The organism is Thermodesulfobacteriota bacterium (assembly GCA_040753795.1).
Classification (GTDB): Bacteria; Desulfobacterota; Desulfobacteria; order Desulfobacterales; family Desulfosudaceae; genus JBFMDX01.
Map to the genome: position 1 here is coordinate 178503 of JBFMDX010000006.1, position 26755 is coordinate 205257.

A 26755-nucleotide genomic window follows, 5' to 3' on the forward strand; every position below is an offset into this window, starting at 1 on the left:
TCCGTGAAAAATATCAACCACCGAACCGTCGGAACGTGAGCCGGTCCCTTGAATAAAAAACGGGAGCAGATGACTCTGCTCCCGTCGGTTAACGTTTGTGGACGCCTTATGCTGTTACCAAACAGCGCTGATCATCACCAGCCGCTGGCGACTGAAATAAAACAGCTTCCCCCGCCCCCGCCGCCGCCACCGTCATTCGGCGTCGGGGTGCCGGTGTCGGAGGTCGGGTTATCGGTGCCGTCGGCCGGCGGGTCGGTCACGGCAGCGCTGACTGTCGCCGGTCCCGAGGGATCGACGATAACGCCGTTGACCACGCCGTCGGCGTCACCGGCGCCGCCGTCAACCAGCGTCAGAACCACGCTCCGTCTGTCCTCGCTGAATCGGGCCCAGGCGGAAAAATCCCGCCAGCCGTTGACGGTGTCGTACTTGTACCAGACGGTGCCTTCCGGCAGCGGCTCCGGGAAATAGAAGGTCACCGTGGCGGTATCACCGGGATTTTCTACTGTCAGCCGGAAGCTGATCAGCCCGTAGGGGAAATCCCGTCCCAGCGGCCGGTCTTCCCGCGGCAGGTCACCCGGATCGATCACGTCCAGATACTCCAGCGCCTGGAATCCGAGGCCGAATTCCAGGCCGACCTCGCCGGCGCCCTGACCCGGCAACACCCGGAACAGGTCTTCTTCCCCGTCCGGCACGCCGTTGCCGTTCAGGTCGGTCTCGTCGGTCACCTCCCGGTCATCGGCGACATTGTTGCCGTTGACATCTTCAAACACCGCCGGTCCGGTAGTAAAAGAAACCGGATCACACCACTTCCACTCCCAGTTATCGGTATCAATGAATTGCGCCCGCCAGTTATAAACGGTATCCGGGGCCAGCAACGCCCCGGGCAGAAGCATTTCAAGCAGGGCCGTTTCAGAAGTGGCTTCGAAAATAACTTGAGAGAAAGCCGCATCCAGGGACACCTGCCAGACCGAGGCGGCGTGAAGTTCTCCGCCGAAACCGTCCCGGTAAGTGACGATCAGGGGCGGCGACAGCGGCTCATCCTCCCCCCCGTCGTCATCCCGGGGAGCAACCGGCAGCGGAATGCCGGGACCGGCCGTAAGGGCGTTGGGATCGGTCCCTCTCTGGTACTCGTACCAGTTGATGAGACCGTCGCCGTCCGGATCACCATCGGCGTCGGCCACCAGGGGATTCAGTCCGTTGTCCGCCTCCCAGCCGTCTTTCATGCCGTCGCCGTCCGTATCCGCAGTAAACGGGTTGGTGCCCAGCACGGCCTCCTCACCGTTGGTCAGGCCATCATTGTCCGGATCCAGGAGACTCACGTCGGGCGGGGGCGGCGGGACCAGATTGGTGTGGTACTCGCCCTGGCCATCGATGGCCACAAACAGGCCGGCGGAACTGACATCCCAGGTGCCGCTGGCCGATCCGTCATCGCCCACAACGCCATCCATGATCATGGTCATGCCGAAGAACGACATTTTAAAGTGCAGGGAATTGTCGCAGTAAAACTGCCCGTATCCCGGCAGGCTTCTGGGTACCTGGCCGGCCATGTCGGCCACATCGGGAGGGATAAGAGCGGCTATATTGTCGGGGATCAGGAGGTTCAGGCCGAAAAGAACGGAGTCCAGGGCCGGCAGGGAGAAGGTCATGGGCGCGTATCCGGTCCGCAGGTCCGCTATTCTGCCGGTTCCGCGGACATCACCGACCACGGGCAGTCCCTGAATGAGGATGTCCAGCTGCCCGTCTTCTCCCACGTCAAACGTCCAGGTTCCGTCAATGACCTGGTTCTGGGCGGCGCTGCCCATGACAGCGTAGCTGACGTTGCCGCTCATGGTGCCGGTGTAGATGCCGGGGATGTTGTCCCACATGGCGTCGGAACCAAAGGTCACCGCCACCGTGTGATCGGCGGTGATGTTGTCAAAGGCATAGTCGCTCACCGGACCGACGGATGCGCCGTCAACGATCACATCCAGCACCTGGCAACCCCCTTCGGCCGTGAATAAGAGCGTCGTGGCGTCGCCGCTTTCAACAAAAATGTCCCGGGTTTCATTCTTCACTCCAAAGGGGTCTACTTTGCCGGCGCCGATGGCGGTAACCGTGAGGGTCCGCGGCTGACTGTATTTCCGGCTGTCGATCAGGCTGCCGGAAGCCCCGATTTTCACGAAGAACAGGGAGGAATCAAAGGCCCAGGAACCGGTCACGCCCCCGTCGACCTGTGTCTGTCCGTTCATGGAAAAGCCCAGGCCGGGGACGTCAAAGGAAAAACCGCCCTGGCAGTCGAACTGCCCCGTACCGGCGGCATTGCCGTGGATGGGGATGGTGTATACGATATCGGCCCATCCGGTCAGGGGATCCACCGTGCCCTGGCCGGTAATGGTTCCGAAAGTGCCGAGAATGGACGGCCCGTTGACGGTAATGGACAGGCCGCCGGCCTCGTCAACGGTAAAACGCCAGGTCCCCTCCACCGGGAAAAGAACGGGGTCCCTGGCTTCTCCGTCAAAAGCGCCGCTGTAGGTCCCGGGAACCGTCGCCCACAGGGACGGCGAGCCGAAAAAGACTTCCAGGGTGTGGTTTGCCGTCACATTGTCAAACGTATAACCGGTCACCGCGCCGATCGGGACACCGTCCACCAGAACCCCCAGCACCTCGCAGCCGCTGCCGGGAGTAAACGTGTAAGCCTGCGAATCACCGCTGGCGACAAACGTATACGCCGGCGAAACGCTGCCGGGGGCGATTAAGCCGGCGGGCGAAATCTGTCCCGCTCCCTTGACGGTGGCGCTGATCATCAGGCTTCCGGCCGGCGCCTTCATTCCGCCGTCAAATAATCCGCCGGCGGAAAAGCTGACAAAGCAGAACGAGGAGTCAAAGTCCCAGGTACCGGAAGCGGAACCGTCGGGATTCAGTGTCCCGCTCATGACAAAACCGATGTCCGGAATGGCGAAGGAGAATTGCCGGTCGCAGGTCAGCTGGCCGGTGCCGTTATAGGTGCCGAAGACCGGTACGGTAAAACTCATTTGCGCCGCGCCGGTCATCGTGTCCACGTTGCCGGTGCCGACAATGTCCATGGGAATAGGCGCCTGGCCCGGAATGGTGATCGGCAGGCCTCCGCCGAGGGTGACGGTAAGGCTGCCGTCGGCGCCCACGTTAAACATCCATGTGCCCGTGAGGGCGGGCGCAAAGGGAATCTCGACATCGTTTAACATGAAACGCCCGGGGACGGTCATGGTCCCCTGCAGGTCGCCGGTATAAACCCCGGGGATGCCGTTCCAGAGGGTCGCTGAGCCGAACAGTACCTCCAGGGTATGGTCGGCGGTAACATTGTCGAACGTATAACCGGTCACCGCGCCGACCGAGGCGCCGTCCACCAGGACATCCAGCACCTCACAGTTGCCGGCGGGAGTGAACACAAAGGCCTGGCTCCCGCCATCGGCCACCGCCACGTCTCCTGTCGGCGAAACCGTGCCGGTGCCCTTTGACGAGACCCGGATCACCGGGGAAGCGGGCGCGGAAGCCGTTTCCCGGTCGCCGGAGAAACTTCCCCCGGCGGAAAAGAAAATCGACGCCGACAGCACGGGGTCGGCATTTGGATTCAGAAGAGAAGTGTCCACGACAGTGGTAAAGTCAAAAGCCCAGGTTCCGGAAGCGGCGCCGGCGGCATTCAGCGAACCGTTCATGGTAAATCCGATATCGGGAATGATAAATGAAAAATTCCCGGAGCAGTCAAACAGGCCGGTCCCGGGGAAAAACCCCATGAACGGCGCCGCATCGCCCAGCAGATCTTCAATCAACGGAACGGAAAAGAACATGTCGACCAGGCCGGTATCCATATTCACCTGGCCCGTGCCCATGATCAGCGGCTGGGCGCCGGTCACTCCCCCGCCCAGGCCGACGAGCAGGCTGCCGTCGGCCCCGACATCGATCATCCAGGCGCCATCGACCACCAGGTTGTTTCCGGAAGCGGAGGTAGCATCGCTCTGGGCGCCGGCCGAGGCGGTCCCGGCCAAATCGCCCGTGTACATGCCGGTAATGTCATTCCAGCATCCGGCCACGCTGGCCAGGGATTGCCCGGCCAGGCTTAAATGGAAAACGAGCATCATCGCCATGACCGCGAGGCCATGCTTTCTGGATTTGGAAGCGCGGGATATCAGAAATCGTTTACCGGCGTGAACGGACGCGAGCATACTCATTTTCACCTCCTGGACGGGTTATGTATGTAAAACCGTGATCGCCTGATTCAATAAATCTGTTTGGCTGCCTCATCCGGACCCTGTCATCCGACCGGAACTGGCAGTCGTCGTTGGCAATAAGGATTGGCCGCTTTGATGTCAGAAAATAAAATATGCAATTTTTACACCATTTTATAAAAAACGGTCGCTTTTTAAAATCCAATTATTTCAGAAGGGTGGGCCCTGCAAAAAGCAGAAATTGATATACTGAACGCCTGCCCTTCATTTTTTGACAATAATTGGCAGGGAAAAAGCAAAAATTGTTTTTTTCTGTTAACATAATCAAAAAAAAGACGATTCAGTAAAGGATTTCAGAATGCGCGCCGATGACTTGACAATGGAGGAACTGCTGAAGATCGACCCGGTCAAAGGGTTCCCCTTGTTCGGGTCCCACCGGATCATGGTGACCGGGATTTTCGCCCTGCGGCGCTTCGGCGACGACCTGACCCAGGGCCTGGGCCTGGAGCGCATGGGCCGGCTGCTGGCCCGCCTGGGATATGAAAACGGCTTGACGGCCGCCACCGTCATGGCGGAAATGTACGACTTTGATTCCCGCTGGGAATGGTTCCTGGCCGGGAAAATCCTCATGCGGACGGCCGGCGTGGTGGACCTGGAAATCACCGACTGGGCATACGAGCCGGAACAGAACCGGGTCCGCTTTGAAGGCATCTGGCATGATTCCTTCGAAGCCCTGAATTTCCGGGCCCAGATGCCGGACCCGAGCCCCCAGCCGATCTGCAACCTGCTGACCGGCCTGATGAGCGGTTATGCCAGCGGCGTCTTCGGCCGGGAGATCCTGGTCCGGGAGACCTCCTGCCTGGCCCGGGGCAATGCCGTCTGCGCCTTTGAGGGCCGGTCCCTGGAGGAGGATGACCAGGAATTAAAGTCCTTCCGGGACTACCTGACCCTGGAGACCCTGGACGATGACATCGCCCGCCTGAAGGCCGAACTCAAACAGTCCCGGGAAGACCTGGCCCGCCGCGAGGCGGAAATCGAGCGACTGAAAAAGCAGGCTGGTCCAGCGGAAACGTCGTCCGGCATTGTCTATCGCGGCAAATCCATGGCCAACGTCATCGCCCTGGCCGAAAAAATCGCCCGGACCGACTCGACCGTTCTGATCCAGGGTGAAAGCGGCACCGGCAAGGAACTGATCGCCCGCTTCATCCATGAGCACTCCCCGCGCGGCGGCAAGCCATTCCTGGCCGTCAACTGCGCCGCCCTGCCGCCGAACCTCCTGGAAAGCGAGCTGTTCGGCCATGTCAAGGGTGCTTTTACCGGCGCGGACGGCCATCACAAAGGCCTGCTGCTGGAAGCGGATGGGGGCACCTTTTTCCTGGACGAGATCAGCGAGCTGCCCCTGGCCCTTCAGGCCAAGCTCCTGCGGGTGTTGCAGGAAAGAGAGATCCGGCCCGTGGGCGGAACCAGAAACGTGCCGGTCAACGTGCGCGTCATCGCCGCCGCCAACCGGGACGTGAAACAGATGACCGAAAAAGGCGCCTTCCGGGAAGACCTGTATTACCGCCTGGCGGTTTTCCCGCTGACCATCGAACCCCTGCGCCACCGCCGGGAGGACATCCTGATCCTGGCGCGCCATTTTCTAAGCCGCCTGAAGCCCGAGCATCCCGGGTTCGCGCCCGAAGTGGTCCGCTGCCTGGAGACCTATCCCTGGCCGGGCAACATCCGGGAACTGGAGAACGCCATCGAATACGCCACCGTGATCGCGCCGGACGAGAAGATCACCCCGGCCCATCTGCCGCCCGCCATCACCAGAGAGAACCGCGATCCCCTGTCGGCCCTGGGTTCCGACCGGCCCTCCTTAAAGCAAATGGAGCAGCGCTACATCCGCCTCATCCTCGAACACACCGGCGGCAATAAAGCCGAGGCCGCCCGCGTTCTGGGCATCGGCGCCACGACCCTCTGGCGCAGCCTGAAGAAAAATGAGCGGGAATAGATGTTTTATCCTTACCCTTTGAAGGACTGAATATGATGACCACATACGGCAACGCGGCCCCGTCGCAGGTTGAACTGGCCAGGGCCTTCAGCTCGACCCGTTTGCCAGGGCCGGCCATGAGCGACGACCTGGTGGCCCTGGTCGTCCACCTTTTCACCCCGGAGGGGGCGGCGGTTGCCCGCCACCTTCCCTTCATACTGCCCGGACCGGTCCGGACCATCGCCCGGCGCGCCCGCCGGGAAAGGAGAGATGATGAGCCAGGAAAAAGTCCACTATCGTTCCTGTTCCATCTGCGAGGCCATGTGCGGCCTGGAAATCACCACCCGGGGAGACGAGATCGTCGCCATCCGGGGGGATGAGCAGGACCCCTTCTCGCGCGGCTACATCTGTCCCAAGGGCACGGCCGTCAGGGAGCTTCACCACGACCCCGACCGCCTGCGGCGGCCGGTCCGGCGGACCCGGGGCGGCTGGGAGGAAATCTCCTGGGAGGAGGCCCTGTCCGAAACCGTCCGACGGGTCAACGGCATCCGCCGGGAACATGGCCGGCGGGCGGTGGCCCTTTATTTCGGCAACCCCAACGCCCACTATCACGGCAATATCCTGTTCGCGGGGTTCCTGGTCAAGGCCCTGGACACGCCCAACCGCTTTTCCCCCACATCGGCCGATCAGTTGCCGATGATGATGGTCTGCTATTACCTGCTGGGCCACCAGTTCCTCTTCCCGGCGCCGGACATCGACCGGACGGACTATTTTCTCATCATCGGCGGCAACCCGGCGGTCTCCGGGGGCAGCTTCATGACGGCGCCAAACATCCCCCGGCGGCTCCGGGCCATCCGGGAGCGGGGCGGCCGGGTGGTGGTCATCGACCCGGTCCGGACCCGCACCGCCGAACTGGCCGACCGGCATCTGTTCATCCGGCCGGGAACCGACCTGCTGCTGATGCTCTCCATGGTCCGCACGGTCTTTGAGGAAAATCTCGTCGCTCCCGGGCATCTGGCCGGCATCCTGGACGGGGTGGAGACGATCCGCGTGCTGACGGCGCCATACACGCCCGAGCAGACCGCCCGGGCCACCGGGATCGAGGCCGGCGTTGTCCGGGCCCTGGTGCGCGAATTCTGCGCTTCGCCTTCGGCCGTGTGCTACGGCCGCATGGGGACCTGCGTCCAGGAATTCGGCACCCTGACCAACTGGATGCTGTTCGTCTTCAACCTTCTCACCGGCCGGGTCGACCGGCCCGGCGGCTTCATGTTCCCGACGCCGGCCCTGGACCTGGTCGCCATCACCGCCCTGATGAAGGAAAAAGGCTGGTTCGGACGACAGCGGACGAAGGTGCGCGGGCTGCCGGATTTCGGCGGGGAGCTGCCGGTGGCGGCCATGGCCGAGGAGATCGCCCACCCCGGCCGGGACCGCATCCGCGCCCTGATCTCGGTGGCCGGCAACCCGGTCCTGTCCGCCCCCAACGGCAAGCTGCTGGAAGAGGCCCTGCCGCGGCTCGACTTCATGGCGGCCGTGGACTGGTACGTGTCCGAGACCTCCCGCCACGCCCACATCATCCTGCCGCCCACCCATATGCTGGAGCATCACCATTTCCCGGTCATGGCCAACATTTTCGGGAGCCGCAACATGGCCAAATACTCGCCGCCGGTGTTCGACCCCGGGCCTGACGCCCGCCACGCCTGGCAGATCTTCAAGGAACTGGCCGTCGGCATCTCCCGCAACCCGCTGATGAAGCTGGCCATCAAGCCCCTGACGCCGGAGCGCCTCCTGAAACTGGCCCTGCTGGCCGGGCCTCACGGCCTTCGCCCGAAGCCGGGGCAGGCCCCCCTGACGCTGGGAAAAGTCTCCCGTGCCGTGCACGGCCTGGACCTGGGACCGCTGCGGCCGTGCCTCCCCGGCCGCCTGTTCACGCCGGACCGGCGCATCAACCTGGCGCCGCCCGTCTTCACCGAAGAGCTGAAAAGGGTGTCGGCCGCTCTGCCGGCCCTGTCCGCCGAGGATGACGGCGAATTCGACCTGCGGCTGGTCAGCCGGCGCAACCTCATGTCCAACAACTCCTGGATGCACAACATCGAGCGGTTTCACAACAAAACCAACCGCTGCACGGCCTGGATCAGTCCCGGCGACGCGGCCGCGCGAAACGTCCCGGCGGGCGGACGGGTCCGGGTCACCTCCCGGGCGGGCCGCATCGAGCTCGAAGCCGAAATAACGGACCGGGTCATGCCCGGCGTCGTTTCCATCCCCCACGGCTGGGGCCACCATTATGAAGGCATCCGCCTTTCCGTCGCCGCCGGACATGCCGGCGTGTCCGTCAACGACATTACCGACCATGAAAAGCTGGACAGCCTGAGCGGCAACGCGGTTTTTTCCGGGGTGCCGGTGAAAGTCGAACCGGTTTGATGACGGCCGCCAACCATTGCCCGGGGCATCACCTGGGCCCGGGTGTCGACATCATTGCCGAGGGAGTCGAAGCCCTTGCGAAAAATGTGAAGGTGTTCCCCGTCCACCAGCCCCGGCATGAGAAAATGGCCCCGCCAGCGGAGTTCTCTTCCCGGCGCCAGTTTGGTGATGACCGGCCGGAAGGTCTTGCCCGGAGTACCTTACCTTTCTTCTCGCTATTATCGGGTGGCACCGGTCTGCTACAGCCGAATTACCGTGATACGAAGAGCAAGGGACAACAGGGAACGACCGACTCGAATCACATCCAACCCAGAATATTAACAAACGCAATCCATAAAATCACATTGGCGGCTACCAGGCCGACAAAAAGAATCGCTTTGTTTTTTCGCTGCATGTTGTCATGAACCCAGGTCGCCAGAAAAAAAGGAGCGGTATAGGCGATAAAAATAAATTCAAGGTGAGGCCAACTCCAGTATTTATACTCCCAGACGAGAATACCAAAACGATTCAAGACCACTTCGACACAAACACAGAAAAGCCCCATGGCAATTGGAATAAATATACGGTTGGGAATCCCCAGAATAGAGAGGCGCTTCTCGATGGACAGGAGTTTGGCAAAAACAATACCGGCCGTACAGAACATCAGGGAAATTTCGATATTGACGCCCACCAGTATGACAAAGGCGGAGTTTTTCGGTGTCATCCACAGCCCGGCGTACTGGGTAAAATGCAGGATCAATCCGTTAATATATTCCGGCAGAAACACAGCGGCGGAAAATATCAGCCCTAACAGGACATTGTCCCAGGCTTTTTTCTCGATTTCGACCGTGTAGACATAGAGCAGGAAGGGGATATACAAAATGATATATGACTGAAAATGCTCCGTGCTTCGCAATATGTCCAGGGTCTGCAAGGTCGCTTCGGTCATTGTGATCACATTTTTCTTCGGATTACGGGGTTCGCCGGGATTACGGCGCCAGTATACTTATTTCCGGCCAAATGGGTATACCGGCACCGGAATCCTTATAAAATCATAGTGGAAACGCTTTGGCCTTCCGCCACTGATCCGCCAGCATGGCCTTTTCGATTCTGGACTCCAGTTCCTTAAAATCGATCTGATCCGGCACACTGTTCAGCATGCCGGCGATATCCCTTAAATGCTTTTCCGAATGGCCTTCTTTATAGTACTCAAGCTTTCTGAAAATTACATACTCCACCGGCGCCACCCAGTATGTTTCTCCGCCCACGTCGACCGGCCTTCTTCTCGCCATGGCCCACTGGTGAAGTTCATCCTGCCCGGCAAGATAGATATCGGCTTTGAAACCGGTTTCATGGTGGATAAGATTAAAGTGCCCCCTGTGCCCGCGCCCCAATTCTATCTGGATAACTTCAAGGGGTGGGCAGTAGAAACTTTCAATCGGAAAGGCTGAACAGAACGCTTCCAGGCCGTCTTTCTCAATGGTCAGCACACAATCCAGATCATGGGTCAGCCGGGGTTCGCCGTACATGATACTCGCGACCGCCCCGGTGATCATGTACTGAACCGGCAGCCGGTTGAAGCGGGATATGAAGATATTGAACAGATCATGTATGGGCATAGAGAAATATCTCGCGAACTTTGTCCTCTATCTGTTTATCCGTCCACTCCGGGTGCTGGTTTTTCAGAAAAGCGGCCTTCAGTTTTCGTGAAGAGAGGTTCAGCTCCAGAGAAAGTTGCAGCTTTTTTTCAGGGCTCATGGATTGAAATATTTTTTTTTGTATATCAGAACCGGAAGTCATCTGGCATCTTTTCCATAAAAACGAATGAATTTATCGCGGCTTCCCCATGGCCATGCGCCAATGTATCACGTCCCCGTTCACCTGCCAAGCCTCATGGGCGGACAAGATGCGCTTCCAGAAAAGCCCTCTGGGAAGGGCTGAATACCGTGTGATACCGCAGGTCCCGGACGCGCCGGATGGCGGCGTCAGGGGCAAGGGCTTCAACCCGGGCAAGCCAGCCGCAAAGGATGACGCCTGTCCGCCCCCGGCCTTCAAGGCAGTGAACGGCCACGGGCAAATCTTCCGCCAGGGCGCTCTGGATGAAATCGACGGCCTGGTTCATTGCCTGCGGTGAAGGCGGTTCGCCGTCATCAACGGGAATATGCCGGTGCCAGAAGTCAGCTTCCAGATAATCCCGGCCGAAGGGATCATCCTCGGTCAGCGTTAAAACCGCGCCGATCCCCTCTTTCCTGAGCAACTCAAGGGTCCGTTGGATATGCTGCCGCCAGGGTTCCCCCATGCCGGCCACCTTGTAGGGATGCAGGTAACCAAAACGGATCCCGGCCAGAAGTTCAAAATCGCTGATCTCCGCCTGGAACATCACCCCTGTTCTCCTTCCGCGCGTTTTTTCAGGGCCGCGTTCATCTTCTCAAACCCGTGACGGGTGACGAGCTCCAGCCGGGTCCACACCACCGGCAGCAGCCAGCCCGAGAACTCATCATCATGGATATAGCGGGTCCGCGTTGCACCCAGGGGCTCGAGGATGTGAATGTGTTCCCCGTCCACCAGTCCCGGCAGGAGAAAATGGCCCAGCCAGCGGAGCTCCCTTCCCGGCGCCAGTTTGGTGATGACCGGCCGGAAGGTCTTGCCCGGAGCGCCTTCGGGCTCCGCCCGCACGGTAATCTTCTCCCCTTCCCGGATGGGCCCTTTACCCATGACCACAAAAGGGTTCCAGGCGGCATAGTTGTCCAGGTCCGTGATCAGGTCCCAGACTTTCTGAACCGGCGCCTCGATGTCGATCTGCGTGTGCACTCTTCTCATGATGTTCATCCTGCCTGACTTTAGGGAATTGACGTCATATAATGAATCATGCCCGATGATAACGAAGAATCACCCCTCCGAATGGTTCTTTCAGATAATCAACATGTTCGGGTTTTTCCTGGCTGTGTGAATAGCCTAAACTCACCATTTTTTTACTGAAGGAGGCGTGATTCCCGCGCCCGGGATCGACCAGAATCACGTCACAGCTTTTTTCTGAGTGCCCGTCAATAAATCCGGACAGCAGTTCAATATGATGCCGCTCATACAGCAGATCGCTGCCGATGATGAGGTCGAATTTTCCCAGCTTGCTCTCGATATCATCCCATCCTTCGCAGAAAAACGGGATTTCCTTGTCTTCATTGAGTTCGGCGTTTTTCCGAAGAAAGTTTCCCGCTTCCGGATGGTAATCGGTGGCGGTGATGTCCATGGCACGATGGTTCAGCACGATACTCGCCAACCCGATACCACAGCCAACTTCTAAAATACGTAACCCTTTACAGTCATAGTCGACCATCAGGTGAGCGAGAATTTCTCCTGACGCCCAGATGACGCCGAACAGCGGCCACATCGCCGAAGATATCCCTTTCCCCAGCGCCTTCTGGTCATCATCTGAATGCTGATATCTGTCGCGCAGCGTTCTCACATGAATATCCGTGATCCCGAATTCAACCGTTTGATAACGAACTCTCGCTTTTGACATAACCACACCTCCTTGTTGGTTGATAAGCCTGACGTAAACAGGGTGTCTGCCTTTCGCGAACAAATTCACTCAAGCCGGGACCGATCTCCAGTCGATAAAGACATGGTTCCGGTCAGAGGGGTCGACCTTCACCGCCACGGTTTTACCCGGCCCCACCATGCCAAGCGATATCCTGGGGACCGTCGACTTTACGGTGACCGGATACGGCGGCCCCGTTTCCTGCGCAACGTCCAGGTTAAATTTCATGACGATATACATGCCATGCTGAATGGAGATCCCGGTTTCTTGGACGGCCCTGATGACGGCAGTGGCGGGAATGCCGGTGGTAAGGAGCGGGTCATCAAGGCCGAGGAGAGAGCCCGGCCGCAGGGTACCGGCCAGGAGCACCACACCGACGACAACGCAGGCCAGCCCGCCGACACCAAGGCCGATGAACGCGCCCAGGTTATGGCGCAGCATGAAGGCCAGGGCCATCATGCCCGCCCCGGCCAGGAGATTGACCAGGGCACCGATGATCATCCCTATTTTCATCCTCTCCTCCCTTTGTCATTGCCCGACAGAATGATATCAGGAATTACAGCGACAGGATACCTATTTAACCGGAAATAAGTATACTATTCCTTAATCTTCTCTTCGTTTTCCTGCGCCGTCTTCCCATTCTGTACCAAATCGTTAACACCATGAAACACAGGGAGGGCACCATAACCCAAACGAATTCACTTTTCATTACCCCGACACCTCTGTGCGAGAGGAATCGTCGCAGGATGAGCGGTGATACCTCAATCGGCCGCCAGGGGAGAAAGTACCGGGTTTCACTCAACGGAGAGAAGAATGCAACCCCGAGGCCACCGCTAGTCATGGCATCAAGGACGTCATGCACAAGCCCACATGAAAGCAACACTCCGAAAAGAAGCCAACTGTTCTGTATCCGTTTCGTATGAACAAATAAAAAGGCCATCAAACCAAGAGCAATGGCAAAGATAATGCTGTGAGAAAACCCACGATGACCAAGCCAGTGCTGATAAGGTATGCCAAGCTTAAAACCTATTGCATCGATATCCGGTCCAATCGAACAGAAGATCGACATGATCCCGATTCCAAGCCATTGCCGTTTCCGAAAGATTATCGAACTAAGCGCTATCCCGGTCACCGCATGTCCAATGAATGTCGGCACGATTCTTCTATTCCTTTAAATAAATGACTGCCGCATATCTGGATCGTCCGGTCTGATTTAGCTTCCGACTTGACCGGGTAACCGGACGATGACGATTAACTTAACCGAAGTGACCAATCTATGCCTCGGAGCACTTGAGAAACCAGACGAGCCGGTCCGCCAGGATGATGCCAAGGAAGCTGCCAGCCAGATCCGCCAGGGAGCAGGTGCGGGCGGGAAACAGCCCCTGCGAAAGCTCCTCCAGCGTTACGGCCGCGCATACCAGCGGTGTTGCGACGAAAAAAGACCGGGAAAGCAGGCGGGTCATCCGATACGAAAGCGCATGATTCACCGCGCCGCCGAGCAGGCCCATGAGTACGCAATGCCCGACCTTGTCCCCGCCGGGGAAACGATAAAGCTCCCTGACCCAGAGCGGTATGGTTCCGCTGTCCGCCGCCAGGACGATGATCGCGATGACGAACATATAAAATAAGGCTACCCACTTCATAAGTCACGATCCCGGGTCTGACGGACAAGGGTGATTTTAAATCGCGCGCCCCCGTCTGCCGGCAGACAGACGATGTCTCCCTTATGGGCCCGCACCAGGGCACGGATGATCGGCAGTCCCAGGCCGCTCCCGCCCCGGTCACGGGCAGTCGTGAAGAAGGGTGTAAATATTTTATCGATATTGGCCGCGGATATGCCCGGCCCGGTATCGGAAAAAACGATCTCGGCCATGGCGCTGTCTTCGTCCGAAACCCCGGCGCTGATCATTATGGCAACCGCGTCGCCGCCATGGAGCCGGGAGTTGGCGATCAGGTTTCCGATGACCGACTCGAGGGTTTCGGCGGAAAACCGTACCGGCAACGGCGGGCTGCACGGACAGAGCGTTATGGCAAGTCCGCTTTGGGCATATCGCGTCACCAGCGTGCCGAGCGCCGCGCAAAGCTCCAGCGTTTCCTGCGACGGGGTGAAGGTGTCGGCCCGGGCAAGCTCCAGCAGCCGGCTCACCAGCAAGGTCAGCCGGTCTATATCCTGGGCCATGTTCCTCATGAACTTTTCCCGCTCCCCGGGGCTCATGGCGTCAAAATGATCTCGCAGCAGTTCGACGGTACCGCCCATGGACGCCAGGGGGGTTTTAAACTCATGTGACACATGGGAGGCGAAATTTTGGATATAGTCGGCGCGCTCCCGTAGCGATACGGCCATGTTGGAAAAGGCATGACTGAGCAGGTCCACCTCATAGGTTCCGGGTTTCTTCAGGGGACCGGCTGACCCTTGTTTTCCGGAGGAAATATTTCCCGCCTGCGCCGTAAGCGCCGTTATCGGTCTGCTGATGAGGAGCGTTGTCAACAGCGAGATCAAAACCATGGCGCCGATCATGATGACGGCACCTTTTAAAAGATACGCACGGTTGATGTAAAGGGCTTTTATAATGTCAAGGGGCGTTCGCGAAAGCACCACGGCCCCCAGCACTCGGCCGTCATGCACCACCGGCAGGGCTACAAAAACACGCACCCGATTCCCCCGGCTGATGGATGCCACGGGCGGCATGGCCTGGTCGAAAACACGCTTCCGGAAAAGGCTGACGTTTTCGCCGGCAAGGGCGCGGGCCACCTCCTCCCGGTCAAGAAGCGACTGCCCGAGTTCGCCGCGCGACGTGGCCACCACCGTGCCGTTGCAATCGACGATCCGAATACCGGCCAGGGTCACCGATTGAATCTCCTGTAGCATGGCCGACACTTCGGCGCCCGCCTGAATAGCGCTGGGGTCGGAGGGCTGCGTGGGAGCCCTTGCGGGCGGCGCCGGCAGCCGGACGGGGCCGGCATGAATATCAAGGGACGCTTCGATAGGCATGAAGACATGCCCGGCATCAACCACCGGCGGGTGCAACTTGGGAGTGACGGCCGGTTGATAGAACGCCGCCCAGTCTCCGGTCACCATGGCCGAAGGGTCCTCCTGCCGCAGGAACCTCACAAGCCGGTCGGAGTAAACTGCCCGGATGCAGGCGGCCTGGGCAATCAGCTCGCTCTCGGTACGGCGGATAAGCTCATTTTCATAAAGGCGCAGCAGGGCGATGCCCACCAGCGGCAGCAGCAGCACCATGAGGTTCACCATGAGCAGCACCGTCCTGATACGGGGTTTAAGGAATAAATTCATGGCGTTCTTCAGGTGCAAGGCCCGAGCTTGTATCCCAGGCCGTGAATGGTTTCGATGGGGTCGCCGCCGGCCGGCCGGAACTTCTGCCGGATACGGCGGATATGGCTGTCGATGGTCCGGTCGGTGATGTAAGTCTCCAGCGCATAGGCGCCGTCGACCAGTTCGTCACGGGTAAAGGCCTTGCCCGGATACCCCAGCAGCGTTCTCAGGATACCGAACTCAGTGACAGTGAGCGAGATTTCCTGATCATCCCAGAAGGCCTGAAACGTTTCAAAGTGGAGCCGGAGGCGGTTGTGGGTTGACTCCCGCGGCTTTTGCGCGGTCGCCACGGCAGCGCCCGCCGGCTCAACTCGCCTGAAAATAGCCTTTGCCCGTGCCACAATTTCGCGGGGGCTGAAGGGCTTGACCACGTAATCGTCGCCGCCGATCTCAAGGCCGACGATGCGGTCGACTTCGTCATCCTTGGAGGAGAGAAAGAGAATCGGCACCCGCGAGGTCTTGCGCAGCTCGCGGCACACTTCGGTTCCGTCCATTTCCGGCATGAGGATGTCCAGTACAATCAGGTCGGGCACCTGTTTCCGGCAGAGGGCAAGGGCCCGGGCGCCATTTTCCGCCTCCAGGGTGTCAAAGCCGCTTTTTTCAAAGGCAAAACGGATCACCTCCCGGATATGCGCCTCATCATCCACGATGAGGATGCGCTTTCGTTCTCCCATGTTCCCGCCTCCCTCGTTATTGAACCGTACCCGGCCTATTTGTATCTTCAGGCAACGGAGACTGTCAACCATCTTAACCCGTTACCGCCCCCTGTCCTCCGTTTTCTTGACAGTAAACCAGTCGATGTTGCGCGTCAGGTACATGACCGACCCCAGAACGGCAAATAGCCCCAGGCTCCCCAGCAGCAGGGCATAGTCCTGCAGTTGGAGAATAAAGTAAAGAAAACCGTAAAGCGTACCGACGATGGCCGCGATAATACCGGCCTGCAGGTTGCCCATGACGGCCCGGGTATACCCGGCGATGAGCGCGATCATGCCCAGGCTGGCCGCGAGATAGGAAACGGCAAATCCCAGATGCTCGGTCAGCGACAGCAGCAGGCTGTAAAACAGCACCATCGCGAACCCGATGAGTAAATACTGCACGGGGTGCAGCAGGCGCCGGGTGAACAGTTCGATCATGACAAAAGCCAGAAAGGTCAGGCAGATGAACATGAGCGCATACTTGGAGGTGCGCAGCACTTTCTGGTACTGATCGACCGGCATCAGGAACTTGACGCCGAAGGAAGAGTCTTCTAAATTTTTCGCGCAAATCTGCGCGTCCAGCCACTGCTGGGGGTAACTTCGGTTGAAGTAAAAGGTTTTCCATTGGGCTGAAAACGAGTCGTCCTGCACGACCCGCGTTTCAGGCAGAATGTCGCCGGTAAAGCTGGGATTGCGCCACCGCGAGTTGACGGCCACTCTCGTTTCCTTGCCCAGCGGCACGAGCTCAAGAGCCTGGCTGCCGTTGAGCAGCACATTCACGGAAAAGGCCTGGGGCCCTTTTTGCGGATCGACCGGCGCCTTGAAGCTCATTCCGGAGCACAGCACTGAACCGGCCGGAAATCCCGGGCTGCCGCTCAGCTCCCTGTCGCCCAGAGCGATACTGATCATTTTCCTGATTCCCTTCATGTCGGCGATGCCGAGACTCAGGAAGGCTTCGCCCCACAGAATATCCTCGGGCTTGACATTGAATTGTTCCGGATGAGGGACGGGAAACGATCCCCGCATTTTCAGATTTGACGTGTACAGCACCGCTTCGTATATGCCCCGATATCGTACCTCGGGCTCCACCGTGCCCTCAACGTCGAGTTCGTCCGGCAAAAAATGAGCATAGTGGATCGTGACGGTCGGCAACTCCTTTTCATTTTTGGGGGGAACCGTTATGCGCACGGGAATGGTCAGAATGGGGCCCGTGAGGGTCTGGGCCTGCCCCCACTTCTGGCTGATTTCCCCCACCGCTTCATTGCGCCTCGTCTCACGCTCGATGATGAGTCCAGAAATCATGCCGGCCGGTATCATCAGCAGCAGGCTGATGATGCTGATGATGGCCAACCGCACACCCGTGTTGCTTCTCAAATCCAATCTGTTCATGCCGTCCTCCTTGTGCGAGTGGTTAAAAATATCGTTAAGGCTGACTGCAAGTATGGCAAAGGGTTATGCCGTCATAATGAAGAAAGCGTGACAATGTGGTGGAGATTGTGTGCAAAAATTATGCGGGGGAAGGAATTACGGCGCCAGGATACCTATTTAAGCGGAAGTCAGCACACCGATGCCCCCGGAATTCTCATTTTTTCACTTGAAAAATAATCGCCTGTATTGTTTACTGTAGCTCGGGGTGGGGATTTGACGTAACTTTAACCATCGTTATAAATTGAAAATCTCAAGTGTCGATCTGGCCGCTCCGGCTTCTGAGCAAACGGCGGGGACGGTCATCCGTTGGTTTCTCTCAAATTATCAGGCAGGATGATCGCCCGCTATGGGAAGAGGACGAAAGAGAAAGATTCCAATGACAACCACGGAAAATCCCGATCTTTCGACGACGCCGCCGGTCGGAGCCCCTGAACACAGCTGGTTGTCAAACCCGTTGGATTGGCCCCCCATTGATCGCGTCATTTTTCTCGCCTGGCTGGTCTTGCTCAGCCCGGTGGGGTTTGGCATCGGTCTTCTTGCCTTTTATGTCCTGTTGCCGGACTGGTTCAACGGGCGCATCGCCGTCGGGCTGCTGTCGCTTTACGGCGCCCATGCCGCGGCCCTGATCTATTTTATCCTGGCCGCCTTTCGTCGCCGCAGGCGCGTGCTGAACTGGCCGCTGATGGAAAACTTTGTCCTCGGTTCTTTCTTCGCCCTTTCATTTATTGAGTCCTGGCTCTCCGGCCAGATTTTTACCGTCGGCATACTGCTGGTGGTCAGCGGCATCAGCATCGCTTTCCTGCTGGCCGATATTCGCAAGCTGCAACTGGCCTACCTGACGATCTGCGTCGCCTTTATCGTCTTTGCCTTTCTGGAACTCAGCGGCTACTCCCCCTACGCGCCGCTTTTCATCCGCCCCCCTTACCACGCTGACGGCTCGCCGCTGCCCGGCTGGTTCGCGCTGCAAGTCACCCTTTCCGTCATCATGCTGGGCATTCTCTATATCGCCCTGGTCGCCGCCAAAAGATGGGGAAGCCGGGAGGACCTCTACCGGGAGATGTCGAATATTGACGGCCTGACGCGGCTGACCAACCGCCGTTCTTTTATTGAGATAAGCGAACGGGAGCTGCTCCGCACCCAGCGCAACCCCGTCGCCATGATATCCTGCATCATGGTCGACATCGACCACTTCAAGTCCATCAACGATACTTACGGCCACCCGGCCGGAGACGCCATGCTGGTGCAGGTCGCCAGGACCCTGCGGGAAAACGCCCGGGAATATGACGAGGTCGGCCGCTACGGCGGCGAAGAGTTCGCGGTGCTGCTGCCGATGACGACGCTTGACAAGGCGGTCAATATCGCCGAACGCCAGCGGGCCAGAATCGCCGAAACGGAAATCATCATAGACGGCAGAACAATCCGCGTCACCGCCAGCTTCGGGGTCGCCTGTTTACCGGCCGCCGGCATAGGGAACATCAATGATCTGCTCAAGGCGGCCGACGAGGCGCTTTATCATGCCAAGCAGTCCGGACGCAACCAGGTCGTGACCGCGGACTCGTCGTCATCCCGGCCGGTTACGCCAAGCGGAACGTAAGCCGGGATCCGGTATAAAAGGGTCTGCCGGAGCATAAAACCTTCCGCCGTCGATTCCGCCATCCTTGCCATAGAAGAAAGATAAAGTTACATTAACCGGTATTCGGATACTGGTTTTAATATATTTGGAAAATCACATGAGATACGCATCCCTGGAAACCCTTGGCTTCACACCATCCTTCCTGGACACTATCGACCCGGCCGACCTGGAGCGCTTTGACGTCGCCCGGGTGATCGCGGTTCATAAAGACAGCTACATCATCACCAATGGCGAGCATAATGTTTTTGCCGAACCCGTCGGGAAAATGCTGTTTGGCGCCACCTCACCCCTTGATCTGCCCGCTGTCGGGGACTGGGTTTTAGCCACCTTCTACGATCAGGACACCTTTTCCATCATTCATAAGGTCCTGCCCAGGAAATCGCTCCTTAAACGAAAAACGCCCGGCAAACGGATCGATTTCCAGTTGATTGCCGCCAATATCGATGTCGCCTTCATCGTTCAATCCTTGGACGTGAATTTTAACCTCAGGCGGCTGGAACGATACCTGGTCATGGTTACGGACAGCCATATCGAGCCGGCTGTTTTGCTCAGCAAAAGCGATCTGCTCGACGCCGGCCAGATCGAAGACCGGGTTGCCCAAATCCATGAGATCATGCCCGCTCTGCCGGTACAGCCGTTCTGCAACCGGAGCGAGGCCGGCGTGCAAAGCGTGAAAGCACTTCTGGCTCCCCGCAAAACCTATTGCCTGCTGGGCTCTTCCGGTGTCGGCAAAACGACCCTGTTAAACAACCTGATCGGAGACGATGCCTTTGCCACCAAACCTGTCCGGGAAAAGGACAGCAGAGGCAGACATGCCACCACCTCCCGGCAGCTGATCAGGCTGGAATGGGGCGCCATGCTGATCGACACGCCGGGCATGAGAGAGCTGGGCAATGTTTCCCTGGAAACCGGAATCGATGACACCTTTACGGAAATTTCAGCGTTCGCGGAGCAATGCCAATTCCAGGATTGTACCCACACCAATGAAAAGGGATGCGCGGTTTTAAAGGCCGTAGCGGATGGGCAAATCCCCGAAGAGAGATATCAGAATTACATGAAAATCAAAAAGGAATCCGATTACAACCAGCTGTCCTATTTTGAGAAACGGCAGAAAGACAGGGCCTTCGGGAAATTCGTTAAGACGGTCATAAAGCACAAACCCAAGAAACGATAATACGTATGGGGACGTCCCCACACTTTCCTGAATTGACATCGTTCATGTCTGGTATTACTATTACTGGTAATACATATTACTGGAGGGCAGATCATGAGAGTAACCACCAAAGGTCAGGTGACAATTCCCCAGCATATTCGCGAAAAACTGGGAATCACTCCGGCAACAGAGGTCGATTTTGTCGAGCAAAAAGGCCGTGTGTTTTTAGTGAAAAAAAAAGGGGTGAAAGCATCCACCCGGAAATTCGCGAAGCTGCGCGGCGCCGCCACTGTTAAAATGACGACCGATGAAATCATGGCCTTGACGAGGACGGACAGATGAAGGGCGTTCTGGTCGATTCCAATGTTCTTCTGGATATTTTTCTTGATGATCCGGATTGGGCTGACTGGTCTGAAACGGTTCTGGCAAAATTTAGCGATCGGACGACACTTTACATTAACCCGATAATTTATACGGAAGTATCAGCGGGCTTTGAAAAAATTGAAGAACTGGAATCGGCGCTTCAGCAAGGCGGATTCCAGATGCTGGAAATTCCCAGAGAAGCCTTGTTCCTGGCCGGAAAAGCTTATCTCAGATACAGGAAGGCGAAGGGCGTCAAGCAATCGCATTTACCTGATTTCTATATCGGCGCCCAGGCCGCCGTACTTGACCTGGATTTGATCACTCGGGATAAGGCCAGATACAGGACGTATTTCCCGACGGTTAGAATCATTTGTCCGGATTGATGGCGTGATGGCGGCGACAGCACACCTTGGCATCGGACCAAAATTCTAGTTTTTAGAGATACCCATTAAATTTATTCAATATGTTGAGCAAATTTAATGGGAAGAATAACCCTTGCTTGACTTTGTCGCGATTTATGTGAAACAACCGTCCTAAACCATAGAATGGAATGGGGGAAAAGATGGAGACGAAAGACAATCAGCGGGTCCGGTTACGTGTACCTTTTGTGACGGAGGTGCTTCTCAAATTTGACCAACTTGATACCATTATCTCCGCTAAAATGAAAAACATCAGCATTATCGGCATTTTTGTGGAAACCGATCAAAAAGTGCCGGAGAAAACCCCGTGCCGGGTTGAGATCATCCTCAAAGCGGAGCACAGCCGGCTGACCATGGAAACCGAAGGGTTTGTTTCCCGGCAGGACCCTGATGGTCTCGGCATCCAGTTTTCATACAACAATGAATGGTTCTCACTGTTCGCGGTGTTTGAACCTTATGGTCGCACGGATAAGTAATCCGTCCGGGCAACCGACCTGCCACTGTAATGATCCCGCTTTGAGTGAGCGCTCCAAACAGGCTCCAGGCTTTTTCTTTGGGCAGCTTACAATGTTTTTAGCCCCCAAAAGGCCCTTTTAAGCCTGTTTTCAGCCTCCTTTTCGATATACTTTTCTAAACATTTCAAAATTTTGACTTGGTCCGACCCCGAATTATCGCAGATATTCCGTATTTGGTAACGCCATCTTCCCTATTTGGCAACCTTGCGGGTGATGAAAACTACAACATGCTGAATATTAAAGATAAAATATTTGGCATGATTGATGCTATGTTGATTATAAATGTTTTGACGATGTTTATGCTCATAAAATGGGAAGCCGTTATCTTAAGTGGTTCAAAATGCCCGCCAAACAACAATGGGAGGAAACATGAAAACAGGTAATCTGGTGAAGAAAACGCTGGTGGCCATGTTGCTTGCAATGGCGGTCGCGGGAATGTTCACAACAACGGCTTCCGCCAAGATAGCGGGATACAATGTCCTCTTTATCCACGGATTCGTGCCGGAAGATCTGTTACTCAACCCCAGTGACGCGGAAATCTATGCCAGGCGGACCCATTCGCCCTACTTTCGTGATAGGTCCGAAGGCTTTTTAAACTGGTCCAGCGCCGAACGCGTGGAAGGCAGAATTTCCAGGCAGCTCTTGGAACAGGCCAAAGTTTATTCCGCGCAGGGGCTCGGCGATGAGGGGTGTGTTCTGGTGACGGTCAGCACCGGTGACCAGGTGGCCCGGCATTTCATTGAAAACCAGGCGGCGTGGCTGGAAAACGCCGGGTACAAACCGCTGAATATTATCGCGACGATTGATTTTGTCGGCGCCGGCGGCGGTACGGATATGGCGAATCTTGCCGTTGGGGCGGCTTTCCTGCCGGCAGCGACCAAAACGCTTGTCGCCCTGGCGTTTGGCCTGAGCCAGGATTTAAGCAACTATAACAATCTCGGCGTGATTAACGATCTTACCTATAACGGCGCCCGGAGTCTCTCAATGGCGCCCAATGACGTCCCCCGCCTTCGTTTTTCAGCGGGCGGCAACGGCGGCCTCAATACACTCAACCCGATCAGCCAGTTGATTCAGGGCGAAGATGACACGTTAATTCCGGCTTCATCATCCTGCGGCGCGTCATCTCCGGCAGGCATTGAAAGCTGCTCAAGCTGTGTTAACTATGATGGCAAACGCGGCAGTTATAAGGGCCCGAGCGGTCTGCTCTATAATCACTTTCCCGTCCTGATGGCGGCTAAATATACCCATTACAACCTTGCCGATGATGCGCAACAGGGTAAGGCGACGTATGTGTATAACAATTTTAATGCCGGCCTGAATGTTGATTTCAATACCTATACTTACACCGTGACCCGGAAATGGTGGGAGTTCTGGAAAGAAACCGGCACATGGCAGTATGTAACGAATTCCGACACGAAATCCGTTGTGCGGCTGGTTTATGAAACGCTTAATGAGTAAGCAATAACACTTGGGAAGATTGCCCTTTTATGCTGCCCTGCAACGCCTGTTGCCGGGCAGCTTTTTTCAGGATCAAATATGACCCGTCGAAAGTTCGCCATCTATTGCCTGCCTGCGCTTGCCCTGCTGGCCGTTGTCGTGAGCCTCTTGATGAGGTCCCCCCGGCCTGAATCGACCCCCTCCTCCAGCCCGGCCAAGGACGCTGGCGCCCGACCGGTAACCCCGGTCGCGAAAGCGGTTCCCGCCGGAGAGCCGGAGGAGAAGGATGAAATTGAGATACCCGAAGGCATGCGATACCAGATGGCGGATATCGCTGAGGCATACAGGCAAAATATCCAATATCCCAAATACTCCAAACCGCTTGACGAAAACGACTGGAACCTGCTCAACCCGCGGGCGTTCGTCCCCGTGGAAACCCCTCTTCATAACGGGATGTCAGCCTCAATGGTTCTTGACCGTTATATTGTCAACCGGGACGCTGGTCTGCCCGTAAAAGTCATCATCAGCGGCGGCCAGGAAGGCAATAATGCTGTTGCCGGGGTTGACCTCTCCCTGTCTGATAAGGGGATAACGCGGACGCTCGTCAGCCTGAGCCAATCCCGGGGGGAAGAAAATTCCATTGTTTACGCCGGGACCATCCCCGCGGGCATGCTGAAAGAAGCCGGCCCGGGCGAAGTGACGCTAACCGCCGGGATTTCCTTTGCGACAGGCGATCAGGAAACGATCGCCGCTGTTGTCAAAGTGTATGAGAACACGGCCACACTGACGCGCCTTGGCGAATCCTATGTTGACGGGGCGGACCTGGTGATACCGGCCTACCTGGACGTCGAAAAACCGGGGCGATACAGTTTCCAGGCCAATCTTTTTGACGAATCCGGCGGCCAGCCGATCAGCCACCTGAATTCGACATTCACCCTGACCCGGGAAAACAATGAAGGCCTGGTCCGGGTTCATGCCGCCACCCTGAGGGCCAAGGGCAGCCCCGGCCCCTACCTGTTAAAAGACATCAATATCACCATGCCTCCCCCAACCCCCGAGGATACGACCGGGTATGGTTCCTCAACAACGGAATCGTTCATCATCCAGGGCCGTGACCTTGACCTCTACAGCAACGAACCCTATGACGATCCGCAAAACCGCCAACGGCTTGAGTTCCTGCAAAAAATGGCGGCAGGCGGGAATTCATAGGCAGGCCATTGCCTGGTTAAAATCCTATTTTGCGTTTTGGCTGTTCCTCGATTTCGATCAAATGTTTAATAGCCGTAAACACCGCCTGGAACTGCTCATCATATTTTTCTTCCATGGCCTCAATTTTAGCCATTAACTCCTTATATCCGCTAACCATAGTCCGCATCAGGGTAAAGGCTCTCATGATCTGAATATTGGCCTGAACAGCCCGTTTGCTCTTTAAAACGCTGGATAACATGGCCACACCTTGTTCGGTAAAAGCCATTGATGGATGCCTTAACCCCATTTTCTCAGAATTGGAGGTGCCAAATTGGCACCTCCAATCATCCATTTCTGCTCTGGTTAACTCAAACATGAAATCTTCAGGGAACCGTTCGATGTTTCGCTTGACCGCACGTTTTAAATATTTGGTTTCAACCTCGTAAAGATCCGCCAGATCCCTGCCGAGCATCACTTTTCTGCCACGGATCTCATAAATCCTGGCGGTTATCCTTTCCGTTGGGTGGCACCGGCCCCGCTTTAGCGGGGTTGCCGGTGTTCGAAGAACAAGAGGCAAATAAATTCCCTTTTCATTCAAAAGATGATAGCGTCCTCATATTTTTAAGCCGCAGGAGCTTTCCTGTGGTTTTTTTATTTAATGAAACGAGAAGGGAAGTTGAATAAAAATGATCTGCGCAACCAACGTCACCCTCGCCTACGGCAAGAGGATACTGTTCAAGGATGTCAATATCAAGTTCACACCGGGCAACTGTTACGGACTCATCGGCGCCAATGGCTCGGGAAAGTCCACGTTTCTGAAAATTCTGGCCGGAGAGATCGATCCGGACAGGGGAAGCGTCTCTGTGGGGCCCAGGGAACGGATCGCGGTGTTGCGTCAGGACCACTTTGCCTTTGACGAGGAAACGGTTTTACACACCGTGATCATGGGCCATGAACGGCTTTACCGCATCATGACGGAGCGGGACGCGCTTTATGCAAAGCCCGATTTCTCCGAGGCGGACGGAATCCGGTCCAGTGAGCTTGAGGCCGAATTCGAGGAGATGAACGGCTATGAAGCGGAATCCGAAGCGGCGGTCCTTTTAAAAAATCTGATGATTTCCGAAGCGCTGCATCAGAAAAAGATGAAACACCTCGAAGGCGGGGAAAAGGTGCGGGTGCTCCTGGCCCAGGCCCTGTTCGGAAACCCGGACGTCCTGCTCCTGGACGAACCCACCAACAACCTGGACATCAAATCCATTGCCTGGCTTGAGGAGTTTCTCTTCCGATTCCCGAACACGGTCATCGTGGTGTCGCACGACCGTCATTTCATGAACCAGGTATGCACCCACATTGCCGACATCGATTACAGTAAAATCGCGGTGTACGTGGGGAACTACGATTTCTGGTATCAGGCCAGCCAGCTCTTCCTGAAACAGAAACAGGCGGAAAACAAAAAGGCCACGGATCGGGCCGATGAACTCAAGGCGTTTATCCAGCGATTCAGTTCCAACGCCTCCAAGGCGAAACAGGCCACCTCCCGAAAAAAACTCCTGGAGAAACTCACCATCGAGGACATGCCCGTGTCGTCACGCAAATACCCGTTTATCTGCTTCAAGCCGGAACGCCCCTGCGGCAATGTAATTCTGGAAGTGAAGCGGCTCACGAAGACCATCGATGGCGTAAAGGTGCTGAACAACGTGAGTTTTATCGTGAACGGCGGCGATAAAATCGCCTTTGTGGGCGCCAACAGCCTGGCCAAGACCACTCTTTTTCAAATCCTGGCCGGGGAGATGGAACCGGACAGCGGCACGTTTTCCTGGGGGGTCACCATTACCCACTCCTATTTTCCCAAGGAACACAGCGCCTATTTCAACGGCGATATGACCATTATCGAGTGGCTCCTGCAGTTCGCGCCCCCCACGGAGGGTGAAAGCTTTGCCCGGGCCTTCCTGGGACGCATGCTTTTTTCCGGGGACGAGGCCCTAAAAAAGATCCATGTGCTCTCCGGCGGGGAAACCGTTCGCTGCATGCTCTCACGGATGATGCTGGCCGAATCCAATGTCCTGATGCTGGATGAACCCACCAACCACCTCGACCTGGAATCCATCACCTCGCTGAATGACAGCCTGATCAAATTCAGGGAAGTGATTCTGTTCACCTCCCATGACCACGAATTCGTGAATACCCTGGCAAACCGGGTGATCGAGATCACCCCGGGCGGCGTCATCGACCGGCTCATGACGTTTGACGAGTATCTTGAAAGCACGGAAGTCGCGGATGCGAGGGAAGCCATGGTCCGAAAGGCGGCTTGACCCCTCATCCCTTCGGCCTGGGCTTGACCCGGTCCGTGGGTTTCGCGTTCAGGGGATCATCGGAATTTCCCTATTCCTTTTTCTTTCCTGCCAGCAACCGTCTCCCCCTGTCGGTCAGCCGGTATATTTCTGTTTGCTGCTACGCGGTTTGTCGGGAATGGTCATCTCTATCAGACCCAGCCGGATCGCG

General features: G+C 56.9%; 26 protein-coding genes. 11 read left to right on the forward strand and 15 right to left on the reverse strand.

Annotated elements, in window-relative coordinates; translation table 11 throughout:
• Positions 1-134: 134 nt before the first annotated feature.
• Entirely contained in the window at positions 135-4184 is a 4050-nt protein-coding gene (locus tag AB1724_09805) for a choice-of-anchor U domain-containing protein (protein MEW6078094.1), read from the reverse strand.
• A gap of 355 nt (positions 4185-4539) precedes the next feature.
• Here AB1724_09805 and AB1724_09810 point away from each other — a divergent pair, with 355 nt between their 5' ends.
• From AB1724_09810 to AB1724_09820, 3 genes are read left to right on the forward strand one after another with little or no spacing between them, the layout of a single operon-like run.
• On the forward strand, positions 4540-6174 hold the full coding sequence (locus AB1724_09810) for a sigma 54-interacting transcriptional regulator (GenBank protein MEW6078095.1): 1635 nt from the start codon (positions 4540-4542) through the stop codon (positions 6172-6174).
• Between the two features lie 32 nt (positions 6175-6206).
• Positions 6207-6533, forward strand: a complete 327-nt coding sequence (locus AB1724_09815) for a hypothetical protein (protein MEW6078096.1) — start codon at positions 6207-6209, stop codon at positions 6531-6533.
• Positions 6427-8571, forward strand: a complete 2145-nt coding sequence (locus tag AB1724_09820) for a molybdopterin-dependent oxidoreductase (protein ID MEW6078097.1) — start codon at positions 6427-6429, stop codon at positions 8569-8571. Before AB1724_09815 ends, AB1724_09820 begins: the two co-directional genes overlap by 107 nt.
• Positions 8572-8869: 298 nt before the next feature.
• Here AB1724_09820 and AB1724_09825 read toward each other — a convergent pair whose 3' ends face one another.
• From AB1724_09825 to creD, 12 genes are all read right to left on the reverse strand, one after another.
• A complete protein-coding gene (locus tag AB1724_09825) occupies positions 8870-9499 on the reverse strand; it encodes a hypothetical protein (protein ID MEW6078098.1) in 630 nt (209 codons plus the stop codon).
• A gap of 103 nt (positions 9500-9602) precedes the next feature.
• Positions 9603-10169 carry a hypothetical protein gene (locus AB1724_09830; protein ID MEW6078099.1) on the reverse strand — a complete coding sequence of 189 codons (567 nt, stop codon included), beginning with the start codon at positions 10167-10169 and terminating at the stop codon, positions 9603-9605.
• Positions 10156-10308: a hypothetical protein gene (locus AB1724_09835; protein ID MEW6078100.1), complete on the reverse strand. Its 153-nt coding sequence runs from the start codon at positions 10306-10308 to the stop codon at positions 10156-10158. The genes AB1724_09830 and AB1724_09835 overlap by 14 nt, the downstream gene beginning before the upstream one ends.
• A gap of 133 nt (positions 10309-10441) precedes the next feature.
• Positions 10442-10930 (reverse strand): dual specificity protein phosphatase family protein, encoded by a 489-nt coding sequence (locus AB1724_09840; GenBank protein ID MEW6078101.1) that lies wholly within the window; start codon positions 10928-10930, stop codon positions 10442-10444.
• Positions 10930-11370, reverse strand: a complete 441-nt coding sequence (locus tag AB1724_09845; GenBank protein ID MEW6078102.1) for an SRPBCC domain-containing protein — start codon at positions 11368-11370, stop codon at positions 10930-10932. The genes AB1724_09840 and AB1724_09845 overlap by 1 nt, the downstream gene beginning before the upstream one ends.
• Positions 11371-11416: 46 nt before the next feature.
• Positions 11417-12070 (reverse strand): methyltransferase domain-containing protein, encoded by a 654-nt coding sequence (locus AB1724_09850; protein MEW6078103.1) that lies wholly within the window; start codon positions 12068-12070, stop codon positions 11417-11419.
• 69 nt (positions 12071-12139) lie between these two features.
• Entirely contained in the window at positions 12140-12601 is a 462-nt protein-coding gene (locus AB1724_09855; GenBank protein MEW6078104.1) for a hypothetical protein, read from the reverse strand.
• Positions 12602-12665: 64 nt separating this feature from the next.
• Positions 12666-13244, reverse strand: a complete 579-nt coding sequence (locus AB1724_09860; protein MEW6078105.1) for a metal-dependent hydrolase — start codon at positions 13242-13244, stop codon at positions 12666-12668.
• Between the two features lie 118 nt (positions 13245-13362).
• Positions 13363-13731, reverse strand: coding sequence for a hypothetical protein (locus AB1724_09865; GenBank protein MEW6078106.1), 369 nt, complete (start codon positions 13729-13731; stop codon positions 13363-13365).
• Complete coding sequence (locus tag AB1724_09870) at positions 13728-15383, reverse strand: HAMP domain-containing sensor histidine kinase (GenBank protein MEW6078107.1); 1656 nt, start codon at positions 15381-15383, stop codon at positions 13728-13730. The genes AB1724_09865 and AB1724_09870 overlap by 4 nt, the downstream gene beginning before the upstream one ends.
• A gap of 8 nt (positions 15384-15391) precedes the next feature.
• Positions 15392-16096 carry a response regulator transcription factor gene (locus AB1724_09875; GenBank protein ID MEW6078108.1) on the reverse strand — a complete coding sequence of 235 codons (705 nt, stop codon included), beginning with the start codon at positions 16094-16096 and terminating at the stop codon, positions 15392-15394.
• A gap of 81 nt (positions 16097-16177) precedes the next feature.
• Complete coding sequence (gene creD / locus AB1724_09880; GenBank protein ID MEW6078109.1) at positions 16178-17506, reverse strand: cell envelope integrity protein CreD; 1329 nt, start codon at positions 17504-17506, stop codon at positions 16178-16180.
• Between the two features lie 415 nt (positions 17507-17921).
• Between creD and AB1724_09885 the strand changes: the two genes are divergently transcribed.
• The 7 genes from AB1724_09885 (at position 17922) to AB1724_09915 (ending at position 24274) form a co-directional block, all read left to right on the forward strand.
• Complete coding sequence (locus AB1724_09885; protein ID MEW6078110.1) at positions 17922-19139, forward strand: GGDEF domain-containing protein; 1218 nt, start codon at positions 17922-17924, stop codon at positions 19137-19139.
• 136 nt (positions 19140-19275) lie between these two features.
• On the forward strand, positions 19276-20352 hold the full coding sequence (rsgA, locus tag AB1724_09890; protein MEW6078111.1) for a ribosome small subunit-dependent GTPase A: 1077 nt from the start codon (positions 19276-19278) through the stop codon (positions 20350-20352).
• Between the two features lie 93 nt (positions 20353-20445).
• Complete coding sequence (locus AB1724_09895; protein ID MEW6078112.1) at positions 20446-20673, forward strand: AbrB/MazE/SpoVT family DNA-binding domain-containing protein; 228 nt, start codon at positions 20446-20448, stop codon at positions 20671-20673.
• A complete protein-coding gene (locus tag AB1724_09900; protein ID MEW6078113.1) occupies positions 20670-21077 on the forward strand; it encodes a PIN domain-containing protein in 408 nt (135 codons plus the stop codon). The genes AB1724_09895 and AB1724_09900 overlap by 4 nt, the downstream gene beginning before the upstream one ends.
• A 179-nt stretch (positions 21078-21256) precedes the next feature.
• A complete protein-coding gene (locus AB1724_09905; protein ID MEW6078114.1) occupies positions 21257-21589 on the forward strand; it encodes a PilZ domain-containing protein in 333 nt (110 codons plus the stop codon).
• Positions 21590-21958: 369 nt separating this feature from the next.
• Positions 21959-23086 (forward strand): hypothetical protein, encoded by a 1128-nt coding sequence (locus AB1724_09910; protein MEW6078115.1) that lies wholly within the window; start codon positions 21959-21961, stop codon positions 23084-23086.
• Positions 23087-23164: 78 nt separating this feature from the next.
• Positions 23165-24274 (forward strand): hypothetical protein, encoded by a 1110-nt coding sequence (locus AB1724_09915; GenBank protein ID MEW6078116.1) that lies wholly within the window; start codon positions 23165-23167, stop codon positions 24272-24274.
• Positions 24275-24290: 16 nt separating this feature from the next.
• On the opposite strand, the gene AB1724_09920 is transcribed toward AB1724_09915, so the two are convergent.
• Entirely contained in the window at positions 24291-24851 is a 561-nt protein-coding gene (locus AB1724_09920) for an ORF6N domain-containing protein (protein ID MEW6078117.1), read from the reverse strand.
• A gap of 88 nt (positions 24852-24939) precedes the next feature.
• Here AB1724_09920 and AB1724_09925 point away from each other — a divergent pair, with 88 nt between their 5' ends.
• On the forward strand, positions 24940-26565 hold the full coding sequence (locus AB1724_09925) for an ATP-binding cassette domain-containing protein (protein ID MEW6078118.1): 1626 nt from the start codon (positions 24940-24942) through the stop codon (positions 26563-26565).
• A 114-nt stretch (positions 26566-26679) separates the two neighbouring features.
• On the opposite strand, the gene AB1724_09930 is transcribed toward AB1724_09925, so the two are convergent.
• A complete protein-coding gene (locus tag AB1724_09930) occupies positions 26680-26730 on the reverse strand; it encodes a hypothetical protein (protein ID MEW6078119.1) in 51 nt (16 codons plus the stop codon).
• Positions 26731-26755 lie beyond the last annotated feature (25 nt).